The following is a 23,150-nucleotide window of genomic DNA, read 5'->3' as shown; positions in this document are numbered from 1 at the left end:
TGATAACAGATAACTATTTTTGCCGATTCAAGAAAATTCTAGCATGTCTCTATCAACCAAATACAATCCATCGGAAGTCGAAGGCAAATGGTATCGCTACTGGATGGATAATGGATTTTTTCGTTCACAGCCAAATCCGAACAAGGAGCCCTACACGATCGTCATTCCTCCGCCGAATGTCACTGGGGTACTTCACATGGGGCACATGTTGAATAATACAATTCAAGACGTGCTAATCCGTAAGGCGCGCATGGAAGGTAAAGAGGCATGTTGGGTTCCTGGAACGGATCACGCATCTATTGCAACAGAAGCCAAAGTTGTAGCGATGCTTCGTGAAAGAGGGATTAAGAAATCAGACTTATCACGTGAGGATTTCTTAAAGTATGCGTGGGAATGGAAAGAGAAGTACGGCGGAATTATTCTCGAACAGCTCAAAAAACTTGGCGCATCGTGTGACTGGGATCGCACCACGTTCACGATGGACAAAGCATACTACGATGCTGTGATTGATGTTTTTGTCGACTTGTATCAAAAAGGTTATATCTATCGCGGACTTCGAATGGTAAATTGGGATCCGCTCGGAAAAACTGCACTTTCCGATGATGAAGTAATTCACAAAGAAGTTCAATCGAAACTTTATTACATCAAATATCAAATTGAAGGAAGTTCTGATTTCGTAACTGTCGCTACCGTAAGACCGGAGACAATCATGGCCGATAGCGCGATATGTGTGAATCCAAATGATGAGCGTTATAAACATCTCAAAGGAAAAAAAGCACTGATTCCACTAATCAATCGCGCGATTCCTTTCATTGAAGACGACTATGTCGCGATGGACTTCGGAACAGGTTGTTTGAAAGTCACGCCTGCTCACGACATGAATGATAATGAGCTCGGAAGAAAACACAATCTTCCGGTACTCGACATACTTAATGAAGACGGCACGCTCAATGATAAAGCGCAAATCTTCGTTGGCGACGATCGATTCATCGCACGCAAGAAGATCGCAAAAGAATTAGATGCAAAGGGTCATTTGGCAAAAGTTGAAGATTATAACTCAAGCGTTGGGTTCTCCGAACGTACGGATGCTGTTATCGAACCTCGACTTTCATTGCAATGGTTCTTGAAAATGGATACCATTACAAAACCTGCGCTCGAACATGTCATGAACGATGACATCCAGCTCATTCCAGCAAAGTTCAAGAATACCTATAACCATTGGATGGTGAACGTACGCGACTGGTGTATCTCTCGTCAACTCTGGTGGGGGCATCGTATACCCGCGTGGTATGACGAAGATGGTGACCATTACATTGCCAGAACAGAAGAAGAAGCAAGACAACAACTGAAGGATAAAAAGCCCTCGGCGAGCAATCAAAGGCTAACACAAGATCCAGATGTAATGGACACTTGGTTCTCAAGCTGGCTATGGCCAATCGCAGTTTTTGATGCTAGTATTTTCAAAGATGGTAATAAAGGGAATGCTGATCTGAATTATTTCTATCCTACCAACGATCTCGTAACAGCACCAGAAATTCTTTTCTTCTGGGTTGCTCGAATGATCATAGCCGGTTATGAGTACCGCGGCCAAATGCCGTTCAAGAATGTATACCTTACAGGTATTGTTCGCGACAACCAGGGAAGAAAAATGTCAAAATCGTTAGGCAACTCGCCAGATCCATTAGACCTCATCGCCGTGAATGGTGCAGACGCCGTTCGCACCGGCATGTTATTTAGTTCGCCTGCTGGAAACGACCTGTTGTATGATGAGAAGTTGATCGAACAAGGTAGAAATTTCGCGAACAAGATTTGGAATGCATTCAGGTTGGTGAAAGGCTGGAAAACTGCACCTATTGAAACACCTGAAGAAAACAAAACGAGTGTAACGTGGTTTGATAGCCAGCTAAATGCAGGGCTCGCAGAATACAACGATCACCTCAATAAGTTCCGAATCTCTGACGCGCTTCATACAATCTACAAGCTTGTATGGACAGATTTCTGTTCTGCTTACTTGGAGATTATCAAGCCCGAGTTTGAGAAGCCAATCGATGTAACAACCTACAACAAAACGATCGCATATTTCGAGACTATTTTGAAAGCGCTTCACCCATTTATGCCATTCATTACCGAAGAGCTATGGCATGAACTTCAACAGCGTGACGAAAAAGATTGCATCATTACAGCACCATGGCCACAAGCCGGCAAATTCGAACAATCTATTTTAGATGAAAGTTTAATTGCTTTCGATGTTGTTACCGCAGTAAAAAACACGCGCAATACAAAAGGTCTATCACCGAAAGAAGCTTTGAAACTATTTGTGCGCAATGGTGATCAAACGCCACTCAAACATTTTTGGCCCGTTGTAAAAAAACTCTCCAACATCAACGAGGTAGTTTTTGTAAATGAAGCGCCAACTACTACGTCGACGTCTTTCATGGTTAGAACGACAGAATTCTACATCCCATTGGAAGGAAAACTCGATACGGCGAAAGAGCGCGAAACGTTACAGAAAGAATTAGAATACCATCAAGGGTTCATCGTTTCAGTCGATAAAAAACTACTAAACGAAAAATTCGTAGCCAATGCAAAACCAGAAGTAGTGGCTGGCGAACGTAAGAAGAGAGCTGACGCCGAAGCAAAAATTAAAGCGATCGAAGAATCATTAGCGAGACTTTAAACGCTTCCACAAAAAAAATGGCTGCCTTTTGTAAAGACAGCCATCTTTTTTTACAGGCATTGACAAGAAATCATTTCGCCTTCGTGCGTGCATTTAATAATTGCTCATATTCAGGCAAATTCTTTTTGTATTGTACGACATCCCAAACGATTTGCCATTGCTGCACATAATCCGATATCGGCTCTAATCCAACTGATGCCCGGCGCTTGTCTACATTGTCAGGATCAAGTAATGGCGCAACGTAAAAAACATTCTTATTTTGATCACGGTAAATCTGGCTACCATAAATTTGTTTATCCCCCTTTCGTAGCGCAACCCGATCTTCCAATAGTGCAAGCGCATCACCTTTCGCAGTTCCTTTTTTCACGGCGTCGCGCATCATGGGAAGATATTGTTCTTGCGTCGCTAAATCAGCATGCTGCACGACGAGAAAAAGCGCTTGATTTGCTCTTGGTCCAACGATTTCCTCTCCTACCCAACCTCGTTCATCTAAAATTTGGCGCACCCGAATCAAATTAACGCTATCGATGGCATTCATCACTCGTCCCAAACTATCAACTTTTGGATGTGTATAACCAAATTCCTTCGAAGCCTTCATAAATACCTGTCTGATATCCTGATCGCTTTTCAAAACCTCCAACAACGTATTTTGTAGAGGCTTATCATATCGGGCCTCAATTGCATCTACTTTTTTTTGAAGTTCATTTACCAGTGCAGCCCAACGTTTGTCATCATGAAGCGCATTGAGGTCTGAATCTTGCTTCATATGACTGATATTCGTCCAGCCATTATCAATGGACGCGCTGAGAAATTTCAGTGCATTCGTTTTATCTCCTGCTAGTGCCGCGGCACATGCTGCATTGTACAAATCATTATAATTTTTCGCATCGAGTTTTATGGCTTGCTGATAAACTCCAAGTGATTTTTTATAATCCTTGGCACGGTACAGTGAATCTGCCTGCCTGATCAATTGTTTATAAGTTTGCGCTGATAATGCACCAACAGTTGCAAACAAAAACACGACGAAAAGGAATAAAGGTCTAATCATAATAAGCTCACCTGAGCGTTGGGGTACGTAAATAGAAAAACTGATTTTACAATAACAAACAATAGAATGCCGAACCAAGGTTACGAACGATACTTAAAATCTAGCCGCCATCAACAGTTCGATGCTTCGGTACTTCAATCCATATTTTCTTGCGACGTATTCGTTGGTAAGGCCCCCCTTGTAGGTGTACACACCCTTCATGAACCACTTGTGTGAGAATATCATCGCCTCCACGCCACCTTCCTCAGCTGCGCGCAAAATGGTAGGCGTGAAAATATTGCTCAACGCATTGGTCGCGGTGTGCGCCACGCGAGAAGCAACATTCGGCACACAATAATGGATAACACCATGTTTTCTAAAAACTGGCTTACTCAACGTTGTGATCTCCGAAGTTTCAACACAACCTCCTTGATCGATGCTTAAGTCGATGATCAGCGAATCCGGCTTCATCTGCGCAACCATATCTTCCGTAATCACATGGCGTGCTCTTCCCTTTTCAGCGCGCAACGCACCGATTACTACATCGGCAGTCTTCAACGTATCACTCAACGTAATCGTGTCGATTGTAGACGTATACACTTGCTGACCGAGGAGATGTTTAATTCTTCGCAGCTTGTAGATATGGTTATCGAAAATTTGAACGTCGGCACCTAGTCCGAGCGCAGCACGGGCGGCATACTCGGCTACTGTTCCTGCGCCGATAATAACAACTTTCGTCGGTGGCACACCGGTAATTCCACCGAGAATAATTCCCTTTCCATTATTGGCTGTACTCAAAAATTCAGACGCAATGAGTAGCACCGTACTTCCAGCGATTTCACTCATCGCACGGATGATCGGCATACCTCCAACTTTATCTTCAATAAACTCGTAGGCAAGCGACGTAACTTTTTTCTTCAGCAACGCTTGAAGACACTCAACTTTCATGTGACCAAGTTGCATAGCCGAAATGAGTGTTTGCCCCGAGTGCATCAACTCTATTTCTTCTAATGTCGGTGGCTCAATTTTCAGGATTACATCGGCCTGATAGACTTCTTGCGGAGAGTAAACAATTTTAGCACCCGCGTCACTGTATTGCTTGTCGCTAAATTTAGAGCCAACACCAGCTTTTGTTTCCACCCAAACATCGTGTCCGTTATTGACTAACAATTCAACAGCGTCAGGTGTTAAGCTAATACGGTTCTCTTGAAGGGAGATCTCTTTGGGAAGACCTATAAAAAAAGCGTGTCGGCGCTTTCTTACTTCTAGTAACTTCTCCTGGGTAATTAAGCTGGTTTTAGCCAATGCTTCAAACCCAGGTTTTTTCTTCTTCTCAGTCATGTAAAGAAATCGCTATAGTGCGTTCAGTTTTGCTAGTGATGGTTACGCTTACAACGCCATGTGCTGATGGAATAAGTGACGGTATTTTCTCGGGCCATTCCACGAAGCATGGATAATCCGAATAAAAATATTCATCAGTACCGATATCAAAAGCTTCAGCCTCATGACGGATCCGGTAAAAATCAAAATGAAAAACTTTACCATGACCCGTTGTTGCGTACTCGTTCACGATCGAAAAGGTTGGACTACTCATCACATCTGAAACATTTAGCTTCCGGCAAATCTCTTTAATCAGAGTTGTTTTGCCACTCCCCATTTCACCGTGAAAGATCCAGACCTTGTACCGGTCAATGTGCTCCACTACCTTTTCCGCGACTGCTTCCAGTCCTTCAGCGGACACAGCAGTAAACACATATTCCGTCATGATCATGATACATTCTTCGAAGATAGGAAAATTATAGGAATGATCATCTCTTCCATACTCACACCGCCGTGCTGAAAAGTATCTTTATAGAAATTAACGTAATAGTTGTAGTTGTTGGGGTAAGCAAAGAACTGGTCTTCAATTGCAAAAACGTAGGTTGTAGACACGTTGGGCTTTGGTAAAAACAACTTCTCCGGCTTGGCTACCGTCATCACCTTCTCCCCCTCATACCCCAAATTCTTACCTTGTTTATACCGTAGATTGCTATTTACATTCCGATCACCAATAATCTTGAAAGGTCTCTTCACCCGTATCGTGCCGTGATCGGTGGTAATGATAACCTTTACATCCTTCTCGGCGATCTTCTTCAAAATATCATACAACGGCGAATGTAAGAACCATGATTTCGTAATCGATCGATAGGCAGATTCATCCGGCGCTAGCTCGCGAACCATCGCCATGTCGGTGCGCGCATGCGAAAGCATATCCACAAAGTTGTAGACGATAACGTTAAGATCATTCTTGAAAAGATTATTAACCGTATCTGCAAGGTTCCGCCCTTCTTCCAAGTTTTTAATCTTGTGATAAGACATTTTTACATTGAGGTTGTTACGGCGTAGCTGCTTCGCCAAGAATTCATCTTCAAAGTTGTTCTTACCTTCCTCTTCATCTTCACCTACCCATAAGTCAGGATTCGTCTTCGCCATCTCTAAAGGAAGCTGTCCAGAGAAAATTGCATTTCGCGCATACGCCGTTGTTGTTGGCAAGATCGAATAATACGATTCTTCCTTGTCGAGGGTAAAATACTCTAGTAACTCTGGCTCAATTACCTTCCATTGGTCAATGCGAAGGTTATCGATCAATATCATGAATACCGGTTTTGTTCCGAGTTCTGGGAAGACCTTCTTCTTCATCAACTGATGCGACATCATCGGCTTGTCGGAACTTGGGTTATTCAACCAAGATTCATAGTTGCGAATGATAAACTTTGCGAAGTTGGCATTTGCCTCAGTCTTTTGCATATCCAACACGTCGCCCATCTCCTGATTATCGGGCTGATCCATCTGAAGCTCCCAGTGTACCAACTTGCGATAAATGTCAGCCCACTGCTCATGATTCATGTCATCCATGAACGCCATACTAATTTTCCGGAACTCCTGCTGATAGTTCAGATTCGTTTTCTCAAGCACCAATCGCTTGTTGTCAAGAATTTTTTTAACGGACAATAGGATCTGACTTGGATTAAGAGGTTTAATAAGATAGTCGGCAATCTTGGAACCGATGGCCTCTTCCATGATATGTTCCTCTTCGTTTTTGGTGATCATCACCACCGGAAGATTGGGCTTGTTGCTTTTGATCAATGCCAAAGCTTCAAGTCCCGACATACCCGGCATGTGCTCATCGAGGAAAACTACATCGAAATGTTTTTCATCACTAAGTTCAACGGCATCCGAAGCGTTGTTCACTGGCGTAATGTCATAGCCTCGTTGCTCGAGGAAGAGTATATGTGGCTTCAGAAGATCAATCTCGTCGTCGGCCCAAAGTATGTTGTAGCGCTGCATTTTTTAGTCGTTAATCGTTAAACGTTTTTTTAAACGTTAATCGTATCCGTGCCTTTGCTGAATGGCAAAAGCCAATAATTTTACCGTTTAATCTTGAAAACAAAAAAGTTAATCCGATAATTACATAGAAATATTGATACCTGACACAAACATCTTACCAAGACCGTTTTCGTCCGTTTACCTGCATTTCACGATTAACGATTAACGAATAGCGATTAACGACTCCCATGAAGAAAATCATCAACGACCCCGTCTATGGCTTCATCACCATCCCTGGGTCGCTTGCTTTTGATATTATCGAGCATCCATATTTCCAACGCCTTCGACATATTCGACAACTCGGACTGACTGACCTAGTCTATCCAGCAGCCCTCCACACACGCTTCCAACACGCCCTTGGTGCTATGCACCTGATGGGCAAAGTCTTGGAAAGTCTGCGGACGAAGAATGTAGAAATCAGCGCCACAGAGTTTGAAGCTGCCCAACTAGCCGTCCTCCTTCATGACATTGGCCATGGACCATTTTCGCACGCGCTAGAAGAAAGCTTATTACCCGGCATTCACCATGAAAGCCTTTCATTTCTATTCATGAAACGGCTTAATCAAGAATTTAATAATGCACTCGACCTAACGATTAGAATTTTCCAGAATAGTTACGAACGAAAATTTTTCCATCAATTGGTATCCAGCCAGCTCGATATCGATCGTCTTGACTATCTAAACCGTGATTGTTTTTTCACGGGCGTTCAAGAGGGAAACATCGGCGTGGAGCGCATCATTGCCATGCTCAATGTTCACAAAGAAGAACTCGTCGTTGAAGAAAAAGGTATTCTCAATATCGAGAACTTTTTGAACGCGCGTCGTTTCATGTATTGGCAAGTTTACCTTCATAAAACCTCGGTGAGCGCTGAGCGCATGTTGGTGAATGTTATACGCCGCTCGCAAACCCTAATGCGTGCAGATGAAAATATCCCAGCGAGTAATCCGTTGAAGACCTTCCTGAAGGGTGAATTTACGTTGGCGAATTTTACCGAGCGCGTTGAACTGCTAGATGCCTATGGCCAACTCGACGACCACGATATTTGGGGCGCGATCAAGTTGTGGTGCGATCATCCCGATAGAATTTTATCGATGCTGTCGCGCATGCTATTGGAGCGTAAGCTCTTCCAGATCAGGCTCAGCGCCGATCCGATCAGCAGAGAATTTGTAGAGAAAATTCGCGACGCTATTTCGCGCGACTTCAATACACTTAGAGCTGAAACGTCATACCTTTTTTCGCACGGGCAAGTGACCAATGAGGCTTACGCACTAGGGAAGCAAATCAATATTTACATGCGGAGCGGCGAGCTACTTGACATCGCTCAGGCATCCGATCTCCCCAACATCCAGGCAATCAGTAAAATCGTTAAAAAAAACTATCTCTGCTGGCCTAAAAATGTATCTTTGTGACTTTCCCGGCATTGGCCAACCAAGTATTCAGGTCCAACAATGCCGGCCTATTTTTTGAGACCAAACCGCGGGAGCATTTAGACATTTATTGTGAGAAGGAACGAATGCCTGATGCCAATGCAAAATACCTAACGAATGGAATTTACCGTAGCACAAGTAGCAGCCATGCTTGGCGGCGAAGTTAAAGGAGATGGATCAGCAAAGATTAAAATGCTTTCTAAAATCCAGGATGCAAAACCTGGACAGATCGCGTTCTTGTCGAACCCTAAATACGAGCAATACATTTATACAACGCAAGCCTCGGCTGTGATCGTGAAGAAAGACTTCGTGGCGCGCAAAGAAGTGACATCAACACTTATTCTCGTTGATGACCCCTATAGCAGCTTCACGGCATTGCTTGAAGAATATCATAAGCTCATCAGTTTCCAAAAATCAGGAATTGAGCAACCAAGTTTTATCGGCGACAATTCAACTACCGGTAAAAATATCTATCGCGGAGCGTTCTCCTACATCGGCACGAATGTCAAGATCGGTGATAATGTTAAAATTCATCCGCAGGCTTTTGTTGGTGACGATGTCCAGATCGGAAACAATACAATCATTCATCCAGGTGTAAAAATCTATAGCGGTACCCGTATCGGGAACAACTGCGTAATCCATTCGGGCACTGTAATCGGGAGCGATGGCTTTGGCTTTGCTCCCCAAGAAGATGGTTCTTACAAGACCATTCCACAGCTTGGAAATGTGATCATAGAAGATAACGTAACCGTTGGCGGCAACACTGTAATCGACTGTGCTACGATGTTCGGAGACGCGACCATTATTCGCGAGGGTGTGAAGCTCGATAATCTCATCCAAATCGCTCACAACGTTGAAGTTGGTAAGCACACCGTAATTGCTGCCCAAACCGGGATATCGGGGTCTACAAAAATCGGCGAAAACTGTTTACTCGCCGGCCAGGTAGGAATTGCTGGACACTTAGTGATCGCCAACAATACGAGCCTTGGCGCACAAGCAGGTGTTTCGAAATCAATCAAAGAAGAAGGTCAGAAATTAATTGGCTACCCTGTATTCGACATAAAAGAGTATTTTAAGTCGTACGCCGTATTTAAGAAACTACCAGATTTGAATTACCGATTGCGCGAACTGGAATCGAAAGTGCTCAAGCATAATAATGCCCACTCATCGGTTGATTAGAGCGCGTACAATCGTTTTAGCGGGCCAAACCGGCCACTATTGGATTATCTGGATAATGAGGTTAACTTTGCCCACTTTTCCAGATCATGCTTAACATCAAACAGCAAACCATTCAGAAGTCTGTAACCATCTCCGGCGTTGGCCTTCACACCGGTGTTCAGACGAACATGACATTCCTTCCCGCGAAGCCTAATCACGGTATTAAGTTTCAGCGGATAGACATTCCGGGTTCTCCGATCATCGACGCAGATTGCGATAACGTAACCGACGTATCGAGGGGAACGACTATCGAACAAAGTGGTGCTCGTGTAAGCACTATCGAACATACATTGGCTGCCCTCACGGGTCTCGAGATCGACAATGTGTTGATCCAACTTGACGGCCCTGAGTGCGCGATTATGGATGGAAGCTCAATCCAGTTTGTTGAAGTTTTAAAAGAGGCCGGCACGGAAGAGCAAAACGCCCTTCGCGATTTCTTTGAAGTACAAGAGCCGATCTTCTATCGTGAGGCCGCACGCAATGTCGAAATTGCCGCACTCCCACTCGATGACTATCGTGTAACGGTAATGATCGACTACAACTCGCCCGTACTCGGCAGTCAACATGCATCGATTACTGACATCAGACAATTTGAGAAAGAGATTGCCTCTTGTAGAACCTTCTGCTTCCTCCACGAATTGGAGATGTTGTATAACAACAACCTTATTCGTGGTGGAGATTTGAACAACGCCATCGTTATTGTTGACCGTGTTGTGAAGGACGACGAGCTTGCGAACATCGCCAAGATGCTCGGCAAACCAAAAGTAGAAGTGAAGCAAGAAGGTATCCTTAATAATATCGAGCTCCGTTACAAAAATGAACCAGCGCGTCACAAACTGCTGGACATCGTTGGAGACCTCACGCTTGCGGGAAGACCGTTGAAAGCCCAAGTACTTGCAGCACGTCCTGGACACGCTGCTAACGTTGCGTTCGCCAAAAAGCTTAAGCGCGCAATGGCTGAAGCCGACAAAAAAGGAAGACCGAAATATAACCCGAACCTTCCGCCAGTAATGGACATCAACAAGATCACGGCGACGCTTCCGCATCGCTATCCCTTTTTGTTGATTGACAAAATTATTTACCTCGACAATGAAAGTGTCGCAGGGGTGAAAAACGTAACCGCGAATGAGTATTTCTTCCAAGGACACTTCCCAGGGAATCCCGTATTTCCAGGTGTGTTCCAAGTAGAAGCCATGGCTCAAATTGGTGGTATTTTAGTATTGAACACAGTGCCTGATCCTGAAAACTACTGGACTTACTTCTTGGGCATTGAAAATATGAGATTCAGAAAGATGGTTCTTCCTGGCGACACGATGGTCATTCAATGTGACTTATTGGCGCCAATCAAACGTGGTATCGCGAAAATGAGCGGCAGAGCTTATGTTGGCAACACGTTGGTATGTGAAGGTACTATGACAGCAAGTATAGTTCGAAAAGATTCATGAGCAGATTCCCACAAGCTAACGTACATCCCGAGGCTAAGATTGGTAACAATGTTATCATCGAGCCTTTTGCCACAGTTCAAAAAGATGTTGTCATCGATGATGGTTGCTGGATTGGTCCAGGCGCGATCATCTGGGATGGCGCTCGTCTCGGCAAAAATGTAAAAATATACCCTGGCGCTTCAGTTTCGTCAGTCCCGCAGGATTTGAAATTTGCAGGTGAGCAAACTGAAACGCACATCGGCGACAATACGGTTATCCGTGAATCGGTAACCATCAGTCGTGGAACAACCGATAAATACAAGACCGTTATCGGTAAGAACTGTTTGTTGATGGCCTACGTACACGTGGCGCACGATTGTATTATTGGAAACCATTGTATCCTCGTGAATACAGTGCAAGTCGCAGGGCACGTAACGATCGATGATTGGGCAATCGTAGGTGGTGCAAGCGCCCTTCACCAATTTGTAAAAATCGGTGCGCACGTTATGCTTTCAGGGGGATCACTCGTTCGTAAAGACGTTCCGCCATTCACAAAAGCAGCACGCGAGCCACTCACGTATGCCGGCATTAATACAGTAGGACTCCGTCGCAGAGGTTTTACTTCTGAGAAAATTTCAGAGATCCAAGAAATCTATCGGTTCATCTTCCTAAAGGGATTAAACAACTCAAAGGCTATCGAATTAGTTGAAAAGGAAGTAGCGCCAAGTCCGGAACGCGATTACATCCTCGAATTTATTCGCACCTCAGAGCGTGGCATAATGAAAGGATACGGCGGCAACGACTAGCGCAACAACACAATCCTGTCAATGTTCAACATAGCTTCAGCGTTTTGAAGGTCATGTATTTACGGTGATAAAAAACAACGCGTCGCGCAAGCGCAGACATCAAGCTCATCATGATTTCTAGAGCCACTAGCGAAAAGCCGAAAGCCTTAGAGCCGATTTCCATCGTAACCACATCACTTTCTAAACGCTTTAACCGCGAATGGATTTTTAGAAACTTCACGCATACATTTTCTTCCGGAAACACCTACGCTATTACGGGCGCGAACGGTTCCGGAAAATCGACATTGCTTCAAATCCTTTGGGGTCAAACACCACCTACTTCCGGGGAGATCAAATACTACCGCTGCACCGAGGAACTTGATGGCGAACAAATTTTTAAATCGCTAACGATCGCTACACCCTACATGGATTTGATCGAAGAGTTTACACTCGAAGAGCAACTCAAATTCCATTTTAGTCTTCGAAAGAGCCGCGGACTATCCATCGATGAAATGATTGATACGTTATACCTCGGTAAAGCAAGACATAAATTCATTTCCAATTTTTCCTCTGGCATGCGTCAAAGGGTGAAGTTAGGGCTAGCCTTTTTTACTGAGGCCGACATTATTTTCCTGGACGAGCCGAGTACAAACCTCGATCAACAAGCGTTTGAATGGTACAGGAAACAGCTCCATTTGCTGCCCCCCACGTGTATGGTGCTCATTGCCAGCAATCAATCTTCCGAATACCCAGAAAGTGCTCATAAAATTGATATTATGCAGTTTAAATGAGGTTACACAATCTCGTTTTCGCAGATTAACAATACCGGCGGGTTATCACAGTTGACTTTGATAATTTTTACCCACATATTCGTAGTTAGAACTGGTTTGACAAGAACCGTCCCCAATTGGAAGTCACTGCTCCGGCAAGGATAGACATCGGGGCGGGAGGAAGCCAAAAACAACAATTAAATCCCATGAAACATCTTTCAAGAATTCTTTCATTACTCGTGCTCGTTTGCACAGCTTTGTTTTTAACTAACTGCGGATCTGACGGGGGCGATGAGCCATCTGCTGCTGACAAACAACTCGAGTTACTCGTGGGTACATGGAAAATCACAGCCGCGTCTTTTGAGGGCGCTGCTAAAACCGAATTCGTAAATTCAACACTTTCTATCACAAGTGGCAAAACTTTCGCCTTTGACGCTGCAAGTACCATCGTTGCAAGCCCTTGGCCAACCAGCGGAACTTTTGAATTTGGATCAGACATTACTTCTCAGTTGACTTTTGTTCATGGGAATGGTGACAACATTCCTGCTACGTATAGCGTGTCAGGTAACACATTATCAATCGACTTGAACAACTATACCGGTGAAAATTACGATCACGAAGCACGCGTTGCTGTTGTTGAGGGTGACTGGAAATTCACACTTACCAAGAATTAATTCGCAATCGAATAACAAAAAGGGCTTCCTCGTCGGAAGCCCTTTTTTATTTTCATATAACAGGTTCACTTCAAGACCACCACAGTAATCCCATCGCCTCCCCTTTCAATATGCTCATCGCTTATGGACGCGACTTCCTTGTAGCGACGTAAATGATCGCGCACAACTTTTCGTAAGACGCCCTCTCCTTTCCCGTGAAGCACTTTCAATTCACTTTGCCCTAATAAAATTGCCGTATCCATAAATTGATCTACCAAGGATAGAACCTCATCGACACGACGTCCGCGGATATCCAGTGTGTTACTGAACGTTGATCTTTTTTCATGAACATTCAAACTCGATGTAGTCAGACGCGACGCCATCTCTTTTGCTACGGCACCCGTAATCTTTTCAAGCCTATCAAGTTTTGTTACCGATTTCAATTCACCGAATTGAACCGTCGCATTTTTTCCTTGGATCGCTAGAATTACGCCACTACTATCCTGACCTAGCAATTTTACACGATCACCTTCTTTCAATTCCTCCTTTTGCTGAACAGGTTTTTCTTTTTGCACCTGCTGCGTATTCACTTTCTTGGTGAGATTCTCCAGCCCCTTGCGAACGCGAAGTGTTTCTGTTTTCTGAGCTTGATTCTCGCGAATATGTCGAATCGTTTTTTCAATCTCCCGATTTGTGTCCTTTAAGAGATTCGCTGCTTCTTCTTTTGCTTTGCCTATAATCTCCTTCTTCTTCGTTTCAAGTTCTGATGAGAGTGTCTGATATTTCGCAAGCGATTGTTTTAAATCTGCCTCTTGTCGCTCCATCTTTTTGATCTTTTCCGCAAGCTGCACACGCTCCTTCTCCAACGAACGAACCAACGTTTCAAACCCAGCCAGATCCTTTCCGACAAGTTTCTCCGCCTCCATCAATACCGACTGTGGTAACCCTGTTTTACGTGCGATCTCCAGCGCAAACGAACTCCCCGGTTTACCAATATCCAATACATAAAGCGGCACCAGATTCTTGTCATCAAAACGCATCGCCGCATTTTTCACACCTTGCCGTTGTCCCGCAAATAACTTCAAGTTATAGTAGTGTGTTGTGGCTACACCCCATACGCGCTTTTTCAACAACGATTCCAAAATAGCTTGAGCAATGGCACCACCAAAATTTGGATCTGTACCAGAACCAAGCTCATCCATCAAAACCAAAGAACGATCACCGGCATGCTGTATAAACGCATTCATATTTCGAAGGTGACTGCTATAGGTACTCAAGTCGTTCTCGATAGACTGCTGATCACCGATATCAATGAAGATGTCTTTAAAAATCCCTACACGCGACCGGTCTGAAAGCGGAATCAACATCCCACATTGCAACATGTACTGAAGCAACCCCACGGTTTTGAGTGTAACAGATTTACCGCCCGCATTCGGCCCCGACACCAACAGCAATCGATCCTGTTGATCAAGTTCGATATTTAACGGAACTACATCTCGTTTACCTTTCAAACTCAGAAAAAGCAAGGGATGCTTCGCCTGATACCAAATCAACTCAGGATGTTTTTCGATCACCGGATGATCACCGCCAATCTCCAAAGAAAATTTAGCCTTGGCCCTGATAAAGTCTATCTGGGCTAAAAACTGAAATGCAGCATTCAAAACAGGAAGCTGAGTTCTAAAGTCGCCGGTTAAATCGCGTAAAATTCGTATGACCTCACGCTTCTCGGCATGTTCAAGATCGCGGATCTCGTTGTTTGCGTCTAGCATCTCCGTTGGCTCCATGAACACGGTTTGCCCAGTTGCAGACTCATCTAAAATGAAACCCTTCACTTTGCGTTTATGCTCCGCTTGAATAGGAATCACTAACCTTCCCTCGCGAATCGTCGGAAGTGCACCTTCAGGAACCCATGACTCTTGCACCGCCATACGAAATATTTGCTCTGCCAATCGCCGCAGTCGTGATTGCTCATCACGCAATCTCTTTCTGATTTTTCCAAGATCAGCACTCGCACTGTCCTTTACCTGCGCCTTATCGTCAATCGTCGTAAAAATTTTCTGCGACAATTGACTCGTGATCGTTACAGGCTGCGAAAGTTTATGCAACTCAGGGTAGAGTTCTGCGGATTTCACGAGAAAGGTTTTGCATGCTAATATGGTTTCCAATCCATAGGCCAAATGCAAAAACTCCTCAGCTTCTAACCAATTTCCCTCGAGTGAAATCTTTTTGATCCAGTCAGTGGCATCGAAAAAATGCTGCGATGGGAAAGGCTCACCTTTCTCTAAAATCTGCCGGAATTCTAAATTTTGTTTCAGGAGTATCTTTACAAAATCTACTTCACTGCTAAAACGCATCTTATCTACCCAAGCGGCACCCGCTGGCGACAAGCAATACGCTACAAGCTTCTGCCTGATTTGGTCGAAGCCTAATTTCTGTTCAAAAGTTTCGGGATAAATCATTCTTTCACACTCTTCACGGTCGTGCGCTGTTCACGCAGATTCAGTGAATCAACGACAGCCGTGTAAATCTGTTCCATTTCCAGCGGACGATCCATGTAATAATGAATGGATTGGCGAAAAACAGTATCCGAAACCTTAGTCTTCTCAAATACTTTCCGCTCAATGATCTTGAAGACTTTTACAGCTGAATCGCGGGGAAGGCCCATTCGGTTGACCTTCTCCTCAGCCAAATACATCTCTGAATACATTTCCACCATCTCCTCGGACGTTAGGATCCCAGCCGGAACAGCCTCCTTACTGGCACAGCCGAACAGGATCAATCCGATTATCAAGAATGTTCTCATGGTCATCGCTCGTTCTAATCTACCATTTACAGGGTGTATCAACCTCATCTCACTTTTGTCGGTCCTCCACTGCAAAGGGTGGGCAAAATAATCATAATTGTTATATTTTTGGATGTTGAGGTACTCTCTAACAGGAGTGTCACATCAGAAACGCTGTCCATCAAACAATAATTTGGCCAGTGTCAATCAACTTAACCCAAGCTGCTGTCGAACGGCGGAAAAAAAGTTAAGGAGCAATGAAAGAGTTACTAAAGAAGCTTCGAAAATACGAGATCCAAATCCGCAAGGCGATTAACAGCCAAATGCAAGGTGACTTCCATTCGGTTTTTAAAGGTACAGGATTGGAATTTGATGACGTACGCCCCTACCAGTATGGCGACGACATTCGCACCATCGACTGGAACGTATCGGCAAAAGGCCACGGCATGTACGTGAAAACTTTTCGCGAAGAAAAGGAGCAAACCGTATTTTTTATCCTTGACGTATCCGCATCAAAAGATATCGGCGCTCCCGGAAAAACAAAAGTTGATATTGGCAAAGAAATCTGCGGTGTATTGTCCCTCGCTGCCGTGAAAGAGTCAAGTCACGTTGGACTAATCTGCTACTCCGACATCCGCGAACGTTACATCAAACCAACGAAAGGTCATTCTCAAGCATACGAGATCATTAGTACGCTAACGTCTCTGAAGCCTACGTCAACAGGTACAAACCTGACAAAAGCGATGGCCTTTGCACTAAACGCCATCCGCAGAAGAAGTGTCGTCATTCTCATTTCAGACTTTATTGACGAAGGGTACGAACATAACCTTAAAGCACTGGCACAACGACACGACCTTGTTGTAATTCACATCAGCGATAAACGCGAAACTGATTTACCGCGACTGGGCATCATTCCTGTGATTGACAAGGAAACTAAAAAAACTGTTTGGGTGAATACTTCCTTTGGCGAGTTTCGAAATAACGTAGGCTTACACCATCGACAACGTCAGGACTACCTCACGCAATTATCGAGAAAGCATGAGATCAACTTTATTTCTTTAGATACCGATGAAGATTATGTGCCGAAACTCCTTCGTCTTTTCAAAGTCAGAAACAAATCGATGAAAACATCATGATGCGGCTGACGAAAATTAAAGGACTCTTTCTCCTTCCATTCCTACTCGTTTTTTCAGAAAGCTTCTGCCAAGAAATTAAAGTGACAGGTGGATTTTTTGAAGACAGCATTAAAGTGGGAGAACCCGCGCGCTTCTACCTTGCCGCACGTTATCCAAGCAAGATAAACATACTCTTTCCTGACTCGACTTTTGATTTCGCCTCTTTGGAATTTCGAAGCAAAGAGTACTTCGATACAGAAACAAAAAATGACATCAGCTACGATAGCGTTGTATATCATCTCGCTTCATTTAGCATCGACCCAATCCAAACCTTAAGCCTCCCAATATTTCAAATTAACCCCAACGATTGTACGCTGCACGTTTCGAATATCGACAGTATCAAACTAACGTTGACAACGCCCAACGTCGACACCGTCTCTATTGCACGGTTAGACTTGAAACATCAAGCCACCTATCAACCTACGGATAAACTATTCAACTACCCATTACTGATTTTTGTTGTCGGTATTACACTCGTATTAGTCGCCCTCGGTTGGTTCTTCTTTGGAAAGCCTGTTCGAAAACATTTCAAGATCAAACGCATGATGAAAGCGCATCAGGCATTCCTGGTGGGATTCGATTCAAATATATCAGGCTTACAAAAACAGTATTCGCCGCTTTCAACAGAAGCCACCTTAGTGTATTGGAAGCGATACCTGGAACAGCTCGAGCGCCTTCCATACACTAAACTTACGAGCCGTGAGATTCAACGCATCCAGAAAGATGATCAGCTTGGAAAAACTTTACACGGAATCGACGAAGCGATCTATGGACATAACACGCAGACTACTGTGCTATTCGAGAGCTTAAAAACTTTCGCGCAAAACAGATTCAACAAGAAATTGGAGGAAGTGAAGCATGGATAAGGATCTTACACCCTGGTATTCACTGGAATGGTTCGAACCTTCAACCTTGAAGGCTTACAACTGGGAGACACCATGGATTTTATATCTTCTCCTTGCAGTGCCTGTGGTCTTTGTCATTCGCCACGTCTTACAATATTTCAACGATCAAAAAGTGCCTATCGCTGTAGTACGTCGCGATCTAAAACTCTCACCCATTATTCTACTCGCGCTCATACCAGAATTACTGTTAATGATCACCGCGGCTTTGATCATCGTTTGTCTTGCGCGTCCTCAACATAGCAACGAAAAAGTAGAGCAGTGGGCAGAAGGTATCGACATCATGATTGCCATGGACGTTTCTGAATCCATGATGATGGAAGACTTCCGTCCGAATCGCTTGGAATCAGCCAAAGAGGTTGCTAAGAAATTTATTGAAGGTAGAATCCAAGATCGCATCGGACTTGTCGTTTTCTCCGGCGATGCATTTTCGCTCGCACCGCTCACCACAGACTATGATCTACTGAAAAACTATCTCAAAGACATCAACTTCGAAATGATCGATGCGAAAGGAACGGCCATTGGGAGCGCGATGGCGGTAGTTACCAATCGTATGCGTGAATCGGAAGCGAAATCAAAAGTCTGTATTCTCCTTAGCGACGGCGACAGCAACGCGGGCAATATTGATCCTGTCACGGCGGCAGAATTGGCGTCTGCATACGGCATTAAAATCTATTCTATTATTGTTGGAAAAGAAGGACGTGTGCCCATGGGGAAAGATTTCTTTGGAAGGCCAGTGTACTACGACAACACTGTAGATGAAACAACCATGCGCAAAATGGCCAGCATTGGTGGAGGCGAATTCTTTCGTGTAACCGATAACCGCGCACTGTCGCAAGTGTTTGCCAAAATCGATCAATATGAAAAAGCAGAGATCAAAGAAACGCGGTTCAAAAACACTTCCGACTTCTACACAATCTACCTGCAATGGGCCATTGCTTTTTTCTTGCTGTGGCTGTTATTGAAGAGCACATTTATAAGCAACGTATTGCAAGATTAACCGGCTTTTTTGATGACCATTGTATCGTTCAGAAACGACTCACCGTTATCGCGAGAAAGCAAACCGTAATCATCTTCCATTTCATCCATATCATAAGATCCTTGAATGCATGTAGTAAATGCTAACTCAAATCTCAGGATAGAGAATTAGCTTGCCCGCAAACACCACAAGCACGACACCCAACACGATGTTCATCACCTGAATAAATCGCGGCGTCATCACCACACGAAGTTTGTCTGCAAGCTTCGCTTTGATCACGTCGGTGATAAAGACAGTACCCACAATCGTTGCAAAGTATGTTAGCGCTTGCGCATTGGTTCGATATCCAAATTCTGTTGTGGCCACGCTAACCACACCCAGCCAAAAGAAAAATACTGTTGGTGTAAGACCATTAATGATAAAACCTTTCACCGCTAAACGTCGCCAACTTTTCGCCGGCAAGCTCCCATAATCTGTTTTCCCTAGCTTTCGACTTTTCACAAACAAATAGTAAAGACCAAAAGCCATCAACACGGCTCCGCCAACGTACGCCATATAAAGACGAACATCAGGCTGACTCAAAAACTGTGTTAATCCGAAGTAGGAGATTAGAATGTACATGGCATCACTTACCGATACACCAATGGCAACGAATACGCCATTTGAAAAGCCGCGCTCAATGCTTGTCTGAATAATGGTAAAGAAGACAGGCCCGATCATAAGGGCCAATACCAAACCTGATACAACGCCTTTTGAAATAATGTCCATCCTTATTTCTTTTCAAGGAAGCTCTTCCAATCGCTAAGCTGTGCGCTCTTCATCACGCGAGGAAATTTATTCTGACCGCCAACTTTCCCTTTCGATTCCATGTAATCATAAAACCTTCTTACCGGAAGTACTTCAACAATCACTTCTTTTAAGGCAGCGCTTCTTTCAACAGCATAATCATCATTCAATGCCTTCAGGTGAAAATCAATTTTTTCCTTTAAAGCCTTCTCATCTACAGGATCATCGGTGCCGATGTACCAGTGGTGCGCGAACAAAGTGCCATGCGGAATACCCGCAACCGTGAATTCAGGAATATTAATATTAAAGTCGTTCGTTGCTAGCTCCACCGCTTTGTTCATATTATCAACAGAAAGGTGTTCGCCGCATAAACTCAGGAAGTGTTTCGTCCTGCCAGTGATCACAATCTCGCTCTCCTCCAGCGATGTAAATTTAATAACGTCACCAATCAAATAACGCCATGCACCCGCGCAGCTCGACAATAGAATCGCATACTCCTTTCCTTCTTCCACTTCGTCGATCAAACATGTTTCAGCATCTGGCCTGATCTCACCATTGGCATCAAAGTTCTTTTCATCGAATGGAACGAACTCATAAAAAATTCCATTGTTCAACACCAAACGCATCGACCTGCGATTGGGATAAGCTTGAAACGCAATAAATCCTTCTGATGCGAGATAGGTTTCGATGTAGTGTATTGGACGTCCCAACAACTTCTCAAATCCCTTTCGATATGGATCAAAAGACACACCGCCATGAACGTACACCATCAAGTTTGGCCACACTTCATGAATGTTCTTCACCTCGTGGTACTTCACCACCTTCTCCATCAAAATTTGTATCCACGCGGGAACTCCGACAATGATTCCGATATCCCAATCTTTCGACTTCGCCGCAATCTCGTCCAACTTCGCATCCCAGTTTCGCGTCTTCGCGATTTTTTTTCCTGGCTTGTAAAAATGTTGAAACCAAAAAGGTAGACGCGCCGCTTGAATACCACTTAAATCGCCTTCGAAGAAACTACCCCGTTTATTTAAGTGTGTACTTCCGCCAAGCATCATAATCCCGGATTCAAAAATCTCCGGCGGAAGATCATACTTTGACAACGTTAAGATCTGACGAATACTTGTCTTCTGAATTGCCTTCGTCATATCCTTCGTTACCGGAATATATTTCGACGACGCTTCCGATGTACCTGAACTCAACGCAAAATATTTTACGCGCCCCGGCCAGCAGATATTCTTCTCTCCTTTCAACGCCATGTTCCACCAATCGCTATACATTTTGTTATAGGCATGGATCGGCACATTCGTCTTAAACTGATTATAAAAACCCTTGTCGCCACGGCGAAACTTCCCAAGAATATCAGAGAAGTTATAATGCTTGCCGAACTCCGTCTGCGCTGCGGTAATCAACAATTCTTTCAGCTCTTTCTTCTGCAGATCATATGGCGAGGTATACTCCTGCTCCAACATCTCACGTATGCGTATCCCTTTTTTTAGCAATGTTCCGAGTATCGCCATATTCAATTAGCTTTGGTGGATTTTAAGGGGCTAAAATAGGAATGAATATTAAGAATAACATCAATAATTTCCGCCAAAACTTACCCGAACGTTGTAACCTTATCGCGGTAAGCAAGACCCAACCCATCAGCGCTATTCAAGAAGCGTACGATGCCGGACAGCGCGTTTTTGGCGAAAACAAGGTGCAAGAACTTGTCCCTAAGTTTGAAGCCCTTCCAAAAGACATCCAATGGCACATGATCGGCCATCTGCAATCCAATAAAGTGAAATACATCGCACCCTTTGTGCATTGGATTCACGCCGTCGACAGCGTAAAACTTCTTGACGAAATCAACAAACAAGCAAACAAAGCACAACGCGTTATCGCCTGCCTTTTACAAGTACACATCGCCACAGAAGAAACAAAGTTTGGTTTCTCAGCAGATGAAATCAGATCACTCCTACTTGAGCCAACGTTTGAAAAATATAAGCACATTAAAATTCACGGACTCATGGGCATGGCCACATTCACCGACAACCACGATCAAGTTCGAAGAGAATTCAAATCATTAAGAAAAATTTTCGACGACCTCAAAACGCTATCGCTTCCAGCCAATGTTGATTTGAAGGAACTTTCCATGGGCATGAGTGGCGACTATAAAATTGCTATCGAAGAAGGAAGTACGATGATTAGAATTGGTACCGCTTTATTTGGAGAACGTAATTATCATTAAAAAGTACGCATAGAATGAATCAACGAATCACGCTCGCCGCCGCTGCAATACTTGGGTTAACCGCTGTTGTCTTGGGGGCTTCTGGCGCCCACGGATTTAAGGCACAGCTCGCCGCAAATCAAACCACCGAAATGTTCGAACTCGCCAATCGCTACCACTTCTTTCACGTGTTTGCGCTTCTCACTACAGGTATCCTCATGAATAATTTTAACGCCAATCGCCTTGGCTATGCAGCACTATTCTTTGTACTCGGCGTGGTGTGTTTTAGTGGCAGTCTTTACACCATGTCTTTTGTAAAAATAGGCGGCGGCTTCGGACTCATCACACCAATCGGAGGGTTACTGCTGATTGTAGCGTGGCTCCTTATGCTCCTATCCTTGTTTAACACCAACAAACGATAGACGCACTTACCAAATAAAAAGGTCGTTAACCAAATCCTTGATTAACGACCTAATAATCTCTTTCGAAACAGTGCTACTGCACGCTTTCGCCAGCCAACACGTTTGCTGTGAATGAAATTTTATTTCCGCCAGCATTCACGGCATTCGACACAACCGTTACTACTTTGTTCTGACGTCCAAGTTTGCCCGCACTATTAAAGGCCACGGTGATTTCACTTTTACCGCCTGGTGCTATCGGATCACGCGTAAAACCTTTTGGTGTCGTACAACCACAAGTCACCTCAACATTTGTAATGATCAAAGGCTCTGTACCAGTATTCGTAAACGTAAAGGTGTGTTCAACTTTATCACCTTGCTTGATGTCACCGAAATCGAAGGTCTTCTTTTCAAATGTGATCACTGGACCCTTCTGATTTGCCTGTTGAGCAAAAGCCGGCGCGCATAGTCCAATCACAAACAATAAAAACAGATATTTCTTCATAACAGAAAATTTTTTACAAATTTAAGCACCTCGCTGCAAGTATATTGCCAGAAAAACGAAA

At 44.1% G+C, this 23,150-nt stretch carries 21 protein-coding genes; 12 read left to right on the top strand and 9 right to left on the bottom strand.

Translation table 11 applies throughout. From position 1 onward, the window contains the following. Positions 1-43 precede the first annotated feature (43 nt). Positions 44-2,677 (top strand): valine--tRNA ligase, encoded by a 2,634-nt coding sequence (locus tag DQQ10_RS22500; RefSeq protein WP_112749189.1) that lies wholly within the window; start codon positions 44-46, stop codon positions 2,675-2,677. Positions 2,678-2,747: 70 nt separating this feature from the next. On the opposite strand, the gene DQQ10_RS22495 is transcribed toward DQQ10_RS22500, so the two are convergent. From DQQ10_RS22495 to porX, 4 genes are all read right to left on the bottom strand, one after another. Further along, complete coding sequence (locus tag DQQ10_RS22495) at positions 2,748-3,725, bottom strand: DUF6624 domain-containing protein (protein ID WP_185147042.1); 978 nt, start codon at positions 3,723-3,725, stop codon at positions 2,748-2,750. 93 nt (positions 3,726-3,818) lie between these two features. Further along, positions 3,819-5,045: an alanine dehydrogenase gene (locus DQQ10_RS22490; RefSeq protein WP_112749188.1), complete on the bottom strand. Its 1,227-nt coding sequence runs from the start codon at positions 5,043-5,045 to the stop codon at positions 3,819-3,821. After that, the gene (tsaE, locus tag DQQ10_RS22485) at positions 5,038-5,475 is read right to left on the bottom strand and encodes a tRNA (adenosine(37)-N6)-threonylcarbamoyltransferase complex ATPase subunit type 1 TsaE (protein WP_245970503.1); all 438 of its coding nucleotides are present in this window, start codon (positions 5,473-5,475) and stop codon (positions 5,038-5,040) included. Before tsaE ends, DQQ10_RS22490 begins: the two co-directional genes overlap by 8 nt. Further along, entirely contained in the window at positions 5,472-7,031 is a 1,560-nt protein-coding gene (gene porX, locus DQQ10_RS22480; RefSeq protein WP_112749187.1) for a T9SS response regulator signal transducer PorX, read from the bottom strand. Before porX ends, tsaE begins: the two co-directional genes overlap by 4 nt. A gap of 227 nt (positions 7,032-7,258) precedes the next feature. Here porX and DQQ10_RS22475 point away from each other — a divergent pair, with 227 nt between their 5' ends. The 6 genes from DQQ10_RS22475 (at position 7,259) to DQQ10_RS22450 (ending at position 13,368) form a co-directional block, all read left to right on the top strand. Further along, the gene (locus DQQ10_RS22475; protein ID WP_112749186.1) at positions 7,259-8,479 is read left to right on the top strand and encodes an HD domain-containing protein; all 1,221 of its coding nucleotides are present in this window, start codon (positions 7,259-7,261) and stop codon (positions 8,477-8,479) included. Between the two features lie 135 nt (positions 8,480-8,614). After that, complete coding sequence (gene lpxD / locus DQQ10_RS22470) at positions 8,615-9,676, top strand: UDP-3-O-(3-hydroxymyristoyl)glucosamine N-acyltransferase (RefSeq protein ID WP_112749185.1); 1,062 nt, start codon at positions 8,615-8,617, stop codon at positions 9,674-9,676. An 86-nt stretch (positions 9,677-9,762) separates the two neighbouring features. Further along, complete coding sequence (locus DQQ10_RS22465) at positions 9,763-11,160, top strand: bifunctional UDP-3-O-[3-hydroxymyristoyl] N-acetylglucosamine deacetylase/3-hydroxyacyl-ACP dehydratase (RefSeq protein ID WP_112749184.1); 1,398 nt, start codon at positions 9,763-9,765, stop codon at positions 11,158-11,160. Further along, a complete protein-coding gene (gene lpxA, locus DQQ10_RS22460; RefSeq protein WP_112749183.1) occupies positions 11,157-11,945 on the top strand; it encodes an acyl-ACP--UDP-N-acetylglucosamine O-acyltransferase in 789 nt (262 codons plus the stop codon). The genes DQQ10_RS22465 and lpxA overlap by 4 nt, the downstream gene beginning before the upstream one ends. Positions 11,946-12,055: 110 nt before the next feature. Next, entirely contained in the window at positions 12,056-12,715 is a 660-nt protein-coding gene (locus DQQ10_RS22455; protein WP_112749182.1) for an ABC transporter ATP-binding protein, read from the top strand. Between the two features lie 185 nt (positions 12,716-12,900). Next, on the top strand, positions 12,901-13,368 hold the full coding sequence (locus DQQ10_RS22450) for a hypothetical protein (protein WP_112749181.1): 468 nt from the start codon (positions 12,901-12,903) through the stop codon (positions 13,366-13,368). 65 nt (positions 13,369-13,433) lie between these two features. On the opposite strand, the gene DQQ10_RS22445 is transcribed toward DQQ10_RS22450, so the two are convergent. Together DQQ10_RS22445 and DQQ10_RS22440 are read right to left on the bottom strand one after the other, a co-directional pair. Further along, a complete protein-coding gene (locus DQQ10_RS22445; protein WP_112749180.1) occupies positions 13,434-15,806 on the bottom strand; it encodes an endonuclease MutS2 in 2,373 nt (790 codons plus the stop codon). After that, the gene (locus DQQ10_RS22440; RefSeq protein ID WP_165824060.1) at positions 15,803-16,150 is read right to left on the bottom strand and encodes a DUF4296 domain-containing protein; all 348 of its coding nucleotides are present in this window, start codon (positions 16,148-16,150) and stop codon (positions 15,803-15,805) included. Before DQQ10_RS22440 ends, DQQ10_RS22445 begins: the two co-directional genes overlap by 4 nt. A gap of 236 nt (positions 16,151-16,386) precedes the next feature. Between DQQ10_RS22440 and DQQ10_RS22435 the strand changes: the two genes are divergently transcribed. Genes DQQ10_RS22435 through DQQ10_RS22425 form a run of 3 tightly spaced genes read left to right on the top strand, consistent with a single transcriptional unit; the run spans position 16,387 to position 19,206 of the window. After that, positions 16,387-17,265 carry a DUF58 domain-containing protein gene (locus DQQ10_RS22435; protein ID WP_112749178.1) on the top strand — a complete coding sequence of 293 codons (879 nt, stop codon included), beginning with the start codon at positions 16,387-16,389 and terminating at the stop codon, positions 17,263-17,265. Then, positions 17,262-18,170, top strand: a complete 909-nt coding sequence (locus DQQ10_RS22430) for a hypothetical protein (RefSeq protein ID WP_112749177.1) — start codon at positions 17,262-17,264, stop codon at positions 18,168-18,170. Before DQQ10_RS22435 ends, DQQ10_RS22430 begins: the two co-directional genes overlap by 4 nt. Further along, positions 18,163-19,206, top strand: coding sequence for a vWA domain-containing protein (locus tag DQQ10_RS22425; RefSeq protein WP_112749176.1), 1,044 nt, complete (start codon positions 18,163-18,165; stop codon positions 19,204-19,206). Before DQQ10_RS22430 ends, DQQ10_RS22425 begins: the two co-directional genes overlap by 8 nt. A 126-nt stretch (positions 19,207-19,332) precedes the next feature. On the opposite strand, the gene DQQ10_RS22420 is transcribed toward DQQ10_RS22425, so the two are convergent. Together DQQ10_RS22420 and DQQ10_RS22415 are read right to left on the bottom strand one after the other, a co-directional pair. Then, on the bottom strand, positions 19,333-19,953 hold the full coding sequence (locus DQQ10_RS22420; protein WP_112749175.1) for a LysE family translocator: 621 nt from the start codon (positions 19,951-19,953) through the stop codon (positions 19,333-19,335). A 2-nt stretch (positions 19,954-19,955) separates the two neighbouring features. After that, positions 19,956-21,494: a GH3 family domain-containing protein gene (locus DQQ10_RS22415; protein WP_112749174.1), complete on the bottom strand. Its 1,539-nt coding sequence runs from the start codon at positions 21,492-21,494 to the stop codon at positions 19,956-19,958. A gap of 41 nt (positions 21,495-21,535) precedes the next feature. Between DQQ10_RS22415 and DQQ10_RS22410 the strand changes: the two genes are divergently transcribed. After that, on the top strand, positions 21,536-22,207 hold the full coding sequence (locus DQQ10_RS22410; RefSeq protein WP_112749173.1) for a YggS family pyridoxal phosphate-dependent enzyme: 672 nt from the start codon (positions 21,536-21,538) through the stop codon (positions 22,205-22,207). A 14-nt stretch (positions 22,208-22,221) separates the two neighbouring features. Further along, the gene (locus DQQ10_RS22405; RefSeq protein WP_112749172.1) at positions 22,222-22,608 is read left to right on the top strand and encodes a DUF423 domain-containing protein; all 387 of its coding nucleotides are present in this window, start codon (positions 22,222-22,224) and stop codon (positions 22,606-22,608) included. 73 nt (positions 22,609-22,681) lie between these two features. Here the strand turns inward: DQQ10_RS22405 and DQQ10_RS22400 are convergent, their stop codons facing one another. Then, a complete protein-coding gene (locus DQQ10_RS22400) occupies positions 22,682-23,089 on the bottom strand; it encodes a DUF1573 domain-containing protein (protein WP_112749171.1) in 408 nt (135 codons plus the stop codon). Between the last annotated feature and the right edge of the window lie 61 nt (positions 23,090-23,150).

Source organism: Pseudochryseolinea flava (genome assembly GCF_003286915.1).
GTDB lineage: Bacteria > Bacteroidota > Bacteroidia > Cytophagales > Cyclobacteriaceae > Ohtaekwangia > Ohtaekwangia flava.
The sequence above is the reverse complement of the archived record's forward strand: the minus strand, read 5'-3'. Positions and strand labels throughout refer to the sequence as shown.

What these genes read in the sequence shown, in the direction of transcription:
- DQQ10_RS22500 (WP_112749189.1), top strand. Translation starts at nt 44, where the DNA reads ATGTCTCTATCAACCAAATACAATCCATCGGAAGTCGAAGGCAAATGG.
- DQQ10_RS22495 (WP_185147042.1), bottom strand. Translation starts at nt 3,725, where the DNA reads ATGATTAGACCTTTATTCCTTTTCGTCGTGTTTTTGTTTGCAACTGTT.
- DQQ10_RS22490 (WP_112749188.1), bottom strand. Translation starts at nt 5,045, where the DNA reads ATGACTGAGAAGAAGAAAAAACCTGGGTTTGAAGCATTGGCTAAAACC.
- tsaE (WP_245970503.1), bottom strand. Translation starts at nt 5,475, where the DNA reads ATGATCATGACGGAATATGTGTTTACTGCTGTGTCCGCTGAAGGACTG.
- porX (WP_112749187.1), bottom strand. Translation starts at nt 7,031, where the DNA reads ATGCAGCGCTACAACATACTTTGGGCCGACGACGAGATTGATCTTCTG.
- DQQ10_RS22475 (WP_112749186.1), top strand. Translation starts at nt 7,259, where the DNA reads ATGAAGAAAATCATCAACGACCCCGTCTATGGCTTCATCACCATCCCT.
- lpxD (WP_112749185.1), top strand. Translation starts at nt 8,615, where the DNA reads ATGGAATTTACCGTAGCACAAGTAGCAGCCATGCTTGGCGGCGAAGTT.
- DQQ10_RS22465 (WP_112749184.1), top strand. Translation starts at nt 9,763, where the DNA reads ATGCTTAACATCAAACAGCAAACCATTCAGAAGTCTGTAACCATCTCC.
- lpxA (WP_112749183.1), top strand. Translation starts at nt 11,157, where the DNA reads ATGAGCAGATTCCCACAAGCTAACGTACATCCCGAGGCTAAGATTGGT.
- DQQ10_RS22455 (WP_112749182.1), top strand. Translation starts at nt 12,056, where the DNA reads ATGATTTCTAGAGCCACTAGCGAAAAGCCGAAAGCCTTAGAGCCGATT.
- DQQ10_RS22450 (WP_112749181.1), top strand. Translation starts at nt 12,901, where the DNA reads ATGAAACATCTTTCAAGAATTCTTTCATTACTCGTGCTCGTTTGCACA.
- DQQ10_RS22445 (WP_112749180.1), bottom strand. Translation starts at nt 15,806, where the DNA reads ATGATTTATCCCGAAACTTTTGAACAGAAATTAGGCTTCGACCAAATC.
- DQQ10_RS22440 (WP_165824060.1), bottom strand. Translation starts at nt 16,150, where the DNA reads ATGAGAACATTCTTGATAATCGGATTGATCCTGTTCGGCTGTGCCAGT.
- DQQ10_RS22435 (WP_112749178.1), top strand. Translation starts at nt 16,387, where the DNA reads ATGAAAGAGTTACTAAAGAAGCTTCGAAAATACGAGATCCAAATCCGC.
- DQQ10_RS22430 (WP_112749177.1), top strand. Translation starts at nt 17,262, where the DNA reads ATGATGCGGCTGACGAAAATTAAAGGACTCTTTCTCCTTCCATTCCTA.
- DQQ10_RS22425 (WP_112749176.1), top strand. Translation starts at nt 18,163, where the DNA reads ATGGATAAGGATCTTACACCCTGGTATTCACTGGAATGGTTCGAACCT.
- DQQ10_RS22420 (WP_112749175.1), bottom strand. Translation starts at nt 19,953, where the DNA reads ATGGACATTATTTCAAAAGGCGTTGTATCAGGTTTGGTATTGGCCCTT.
- DQQ10_RS22415 (WP_112749174.1), bottom strand. Translation starts at nt 21,494, where the DNA reads ATGGCGATACTCGGAACATTGCTAAAAAAAGGGATACGCATACGTGAG.
- DQQ10_RS22410 (WP_112749173.1), top strand. Translation starts at nt 21,536, where the DNA reads ATGAATATTAAGAATAACATCAATAATTTCCGCCAAAACTTACCCGAA.
- DQQ10_RS22405 (WP_112749172.1), top strand. Translation starts at nt 22,222, where the DNA reads ATGAATCAACGAATCACGCTCGCCGCCGCTGCAATACTTGGGTTAACC.
- DQQ10_RS22400 (WP_112749171.1), bottom strand. Translation starts at nt 23,089, where the DNA reads ATGAAGAAATATCTGTTTTTATTGTTTGTGATTGGACTATGCGCGCCG.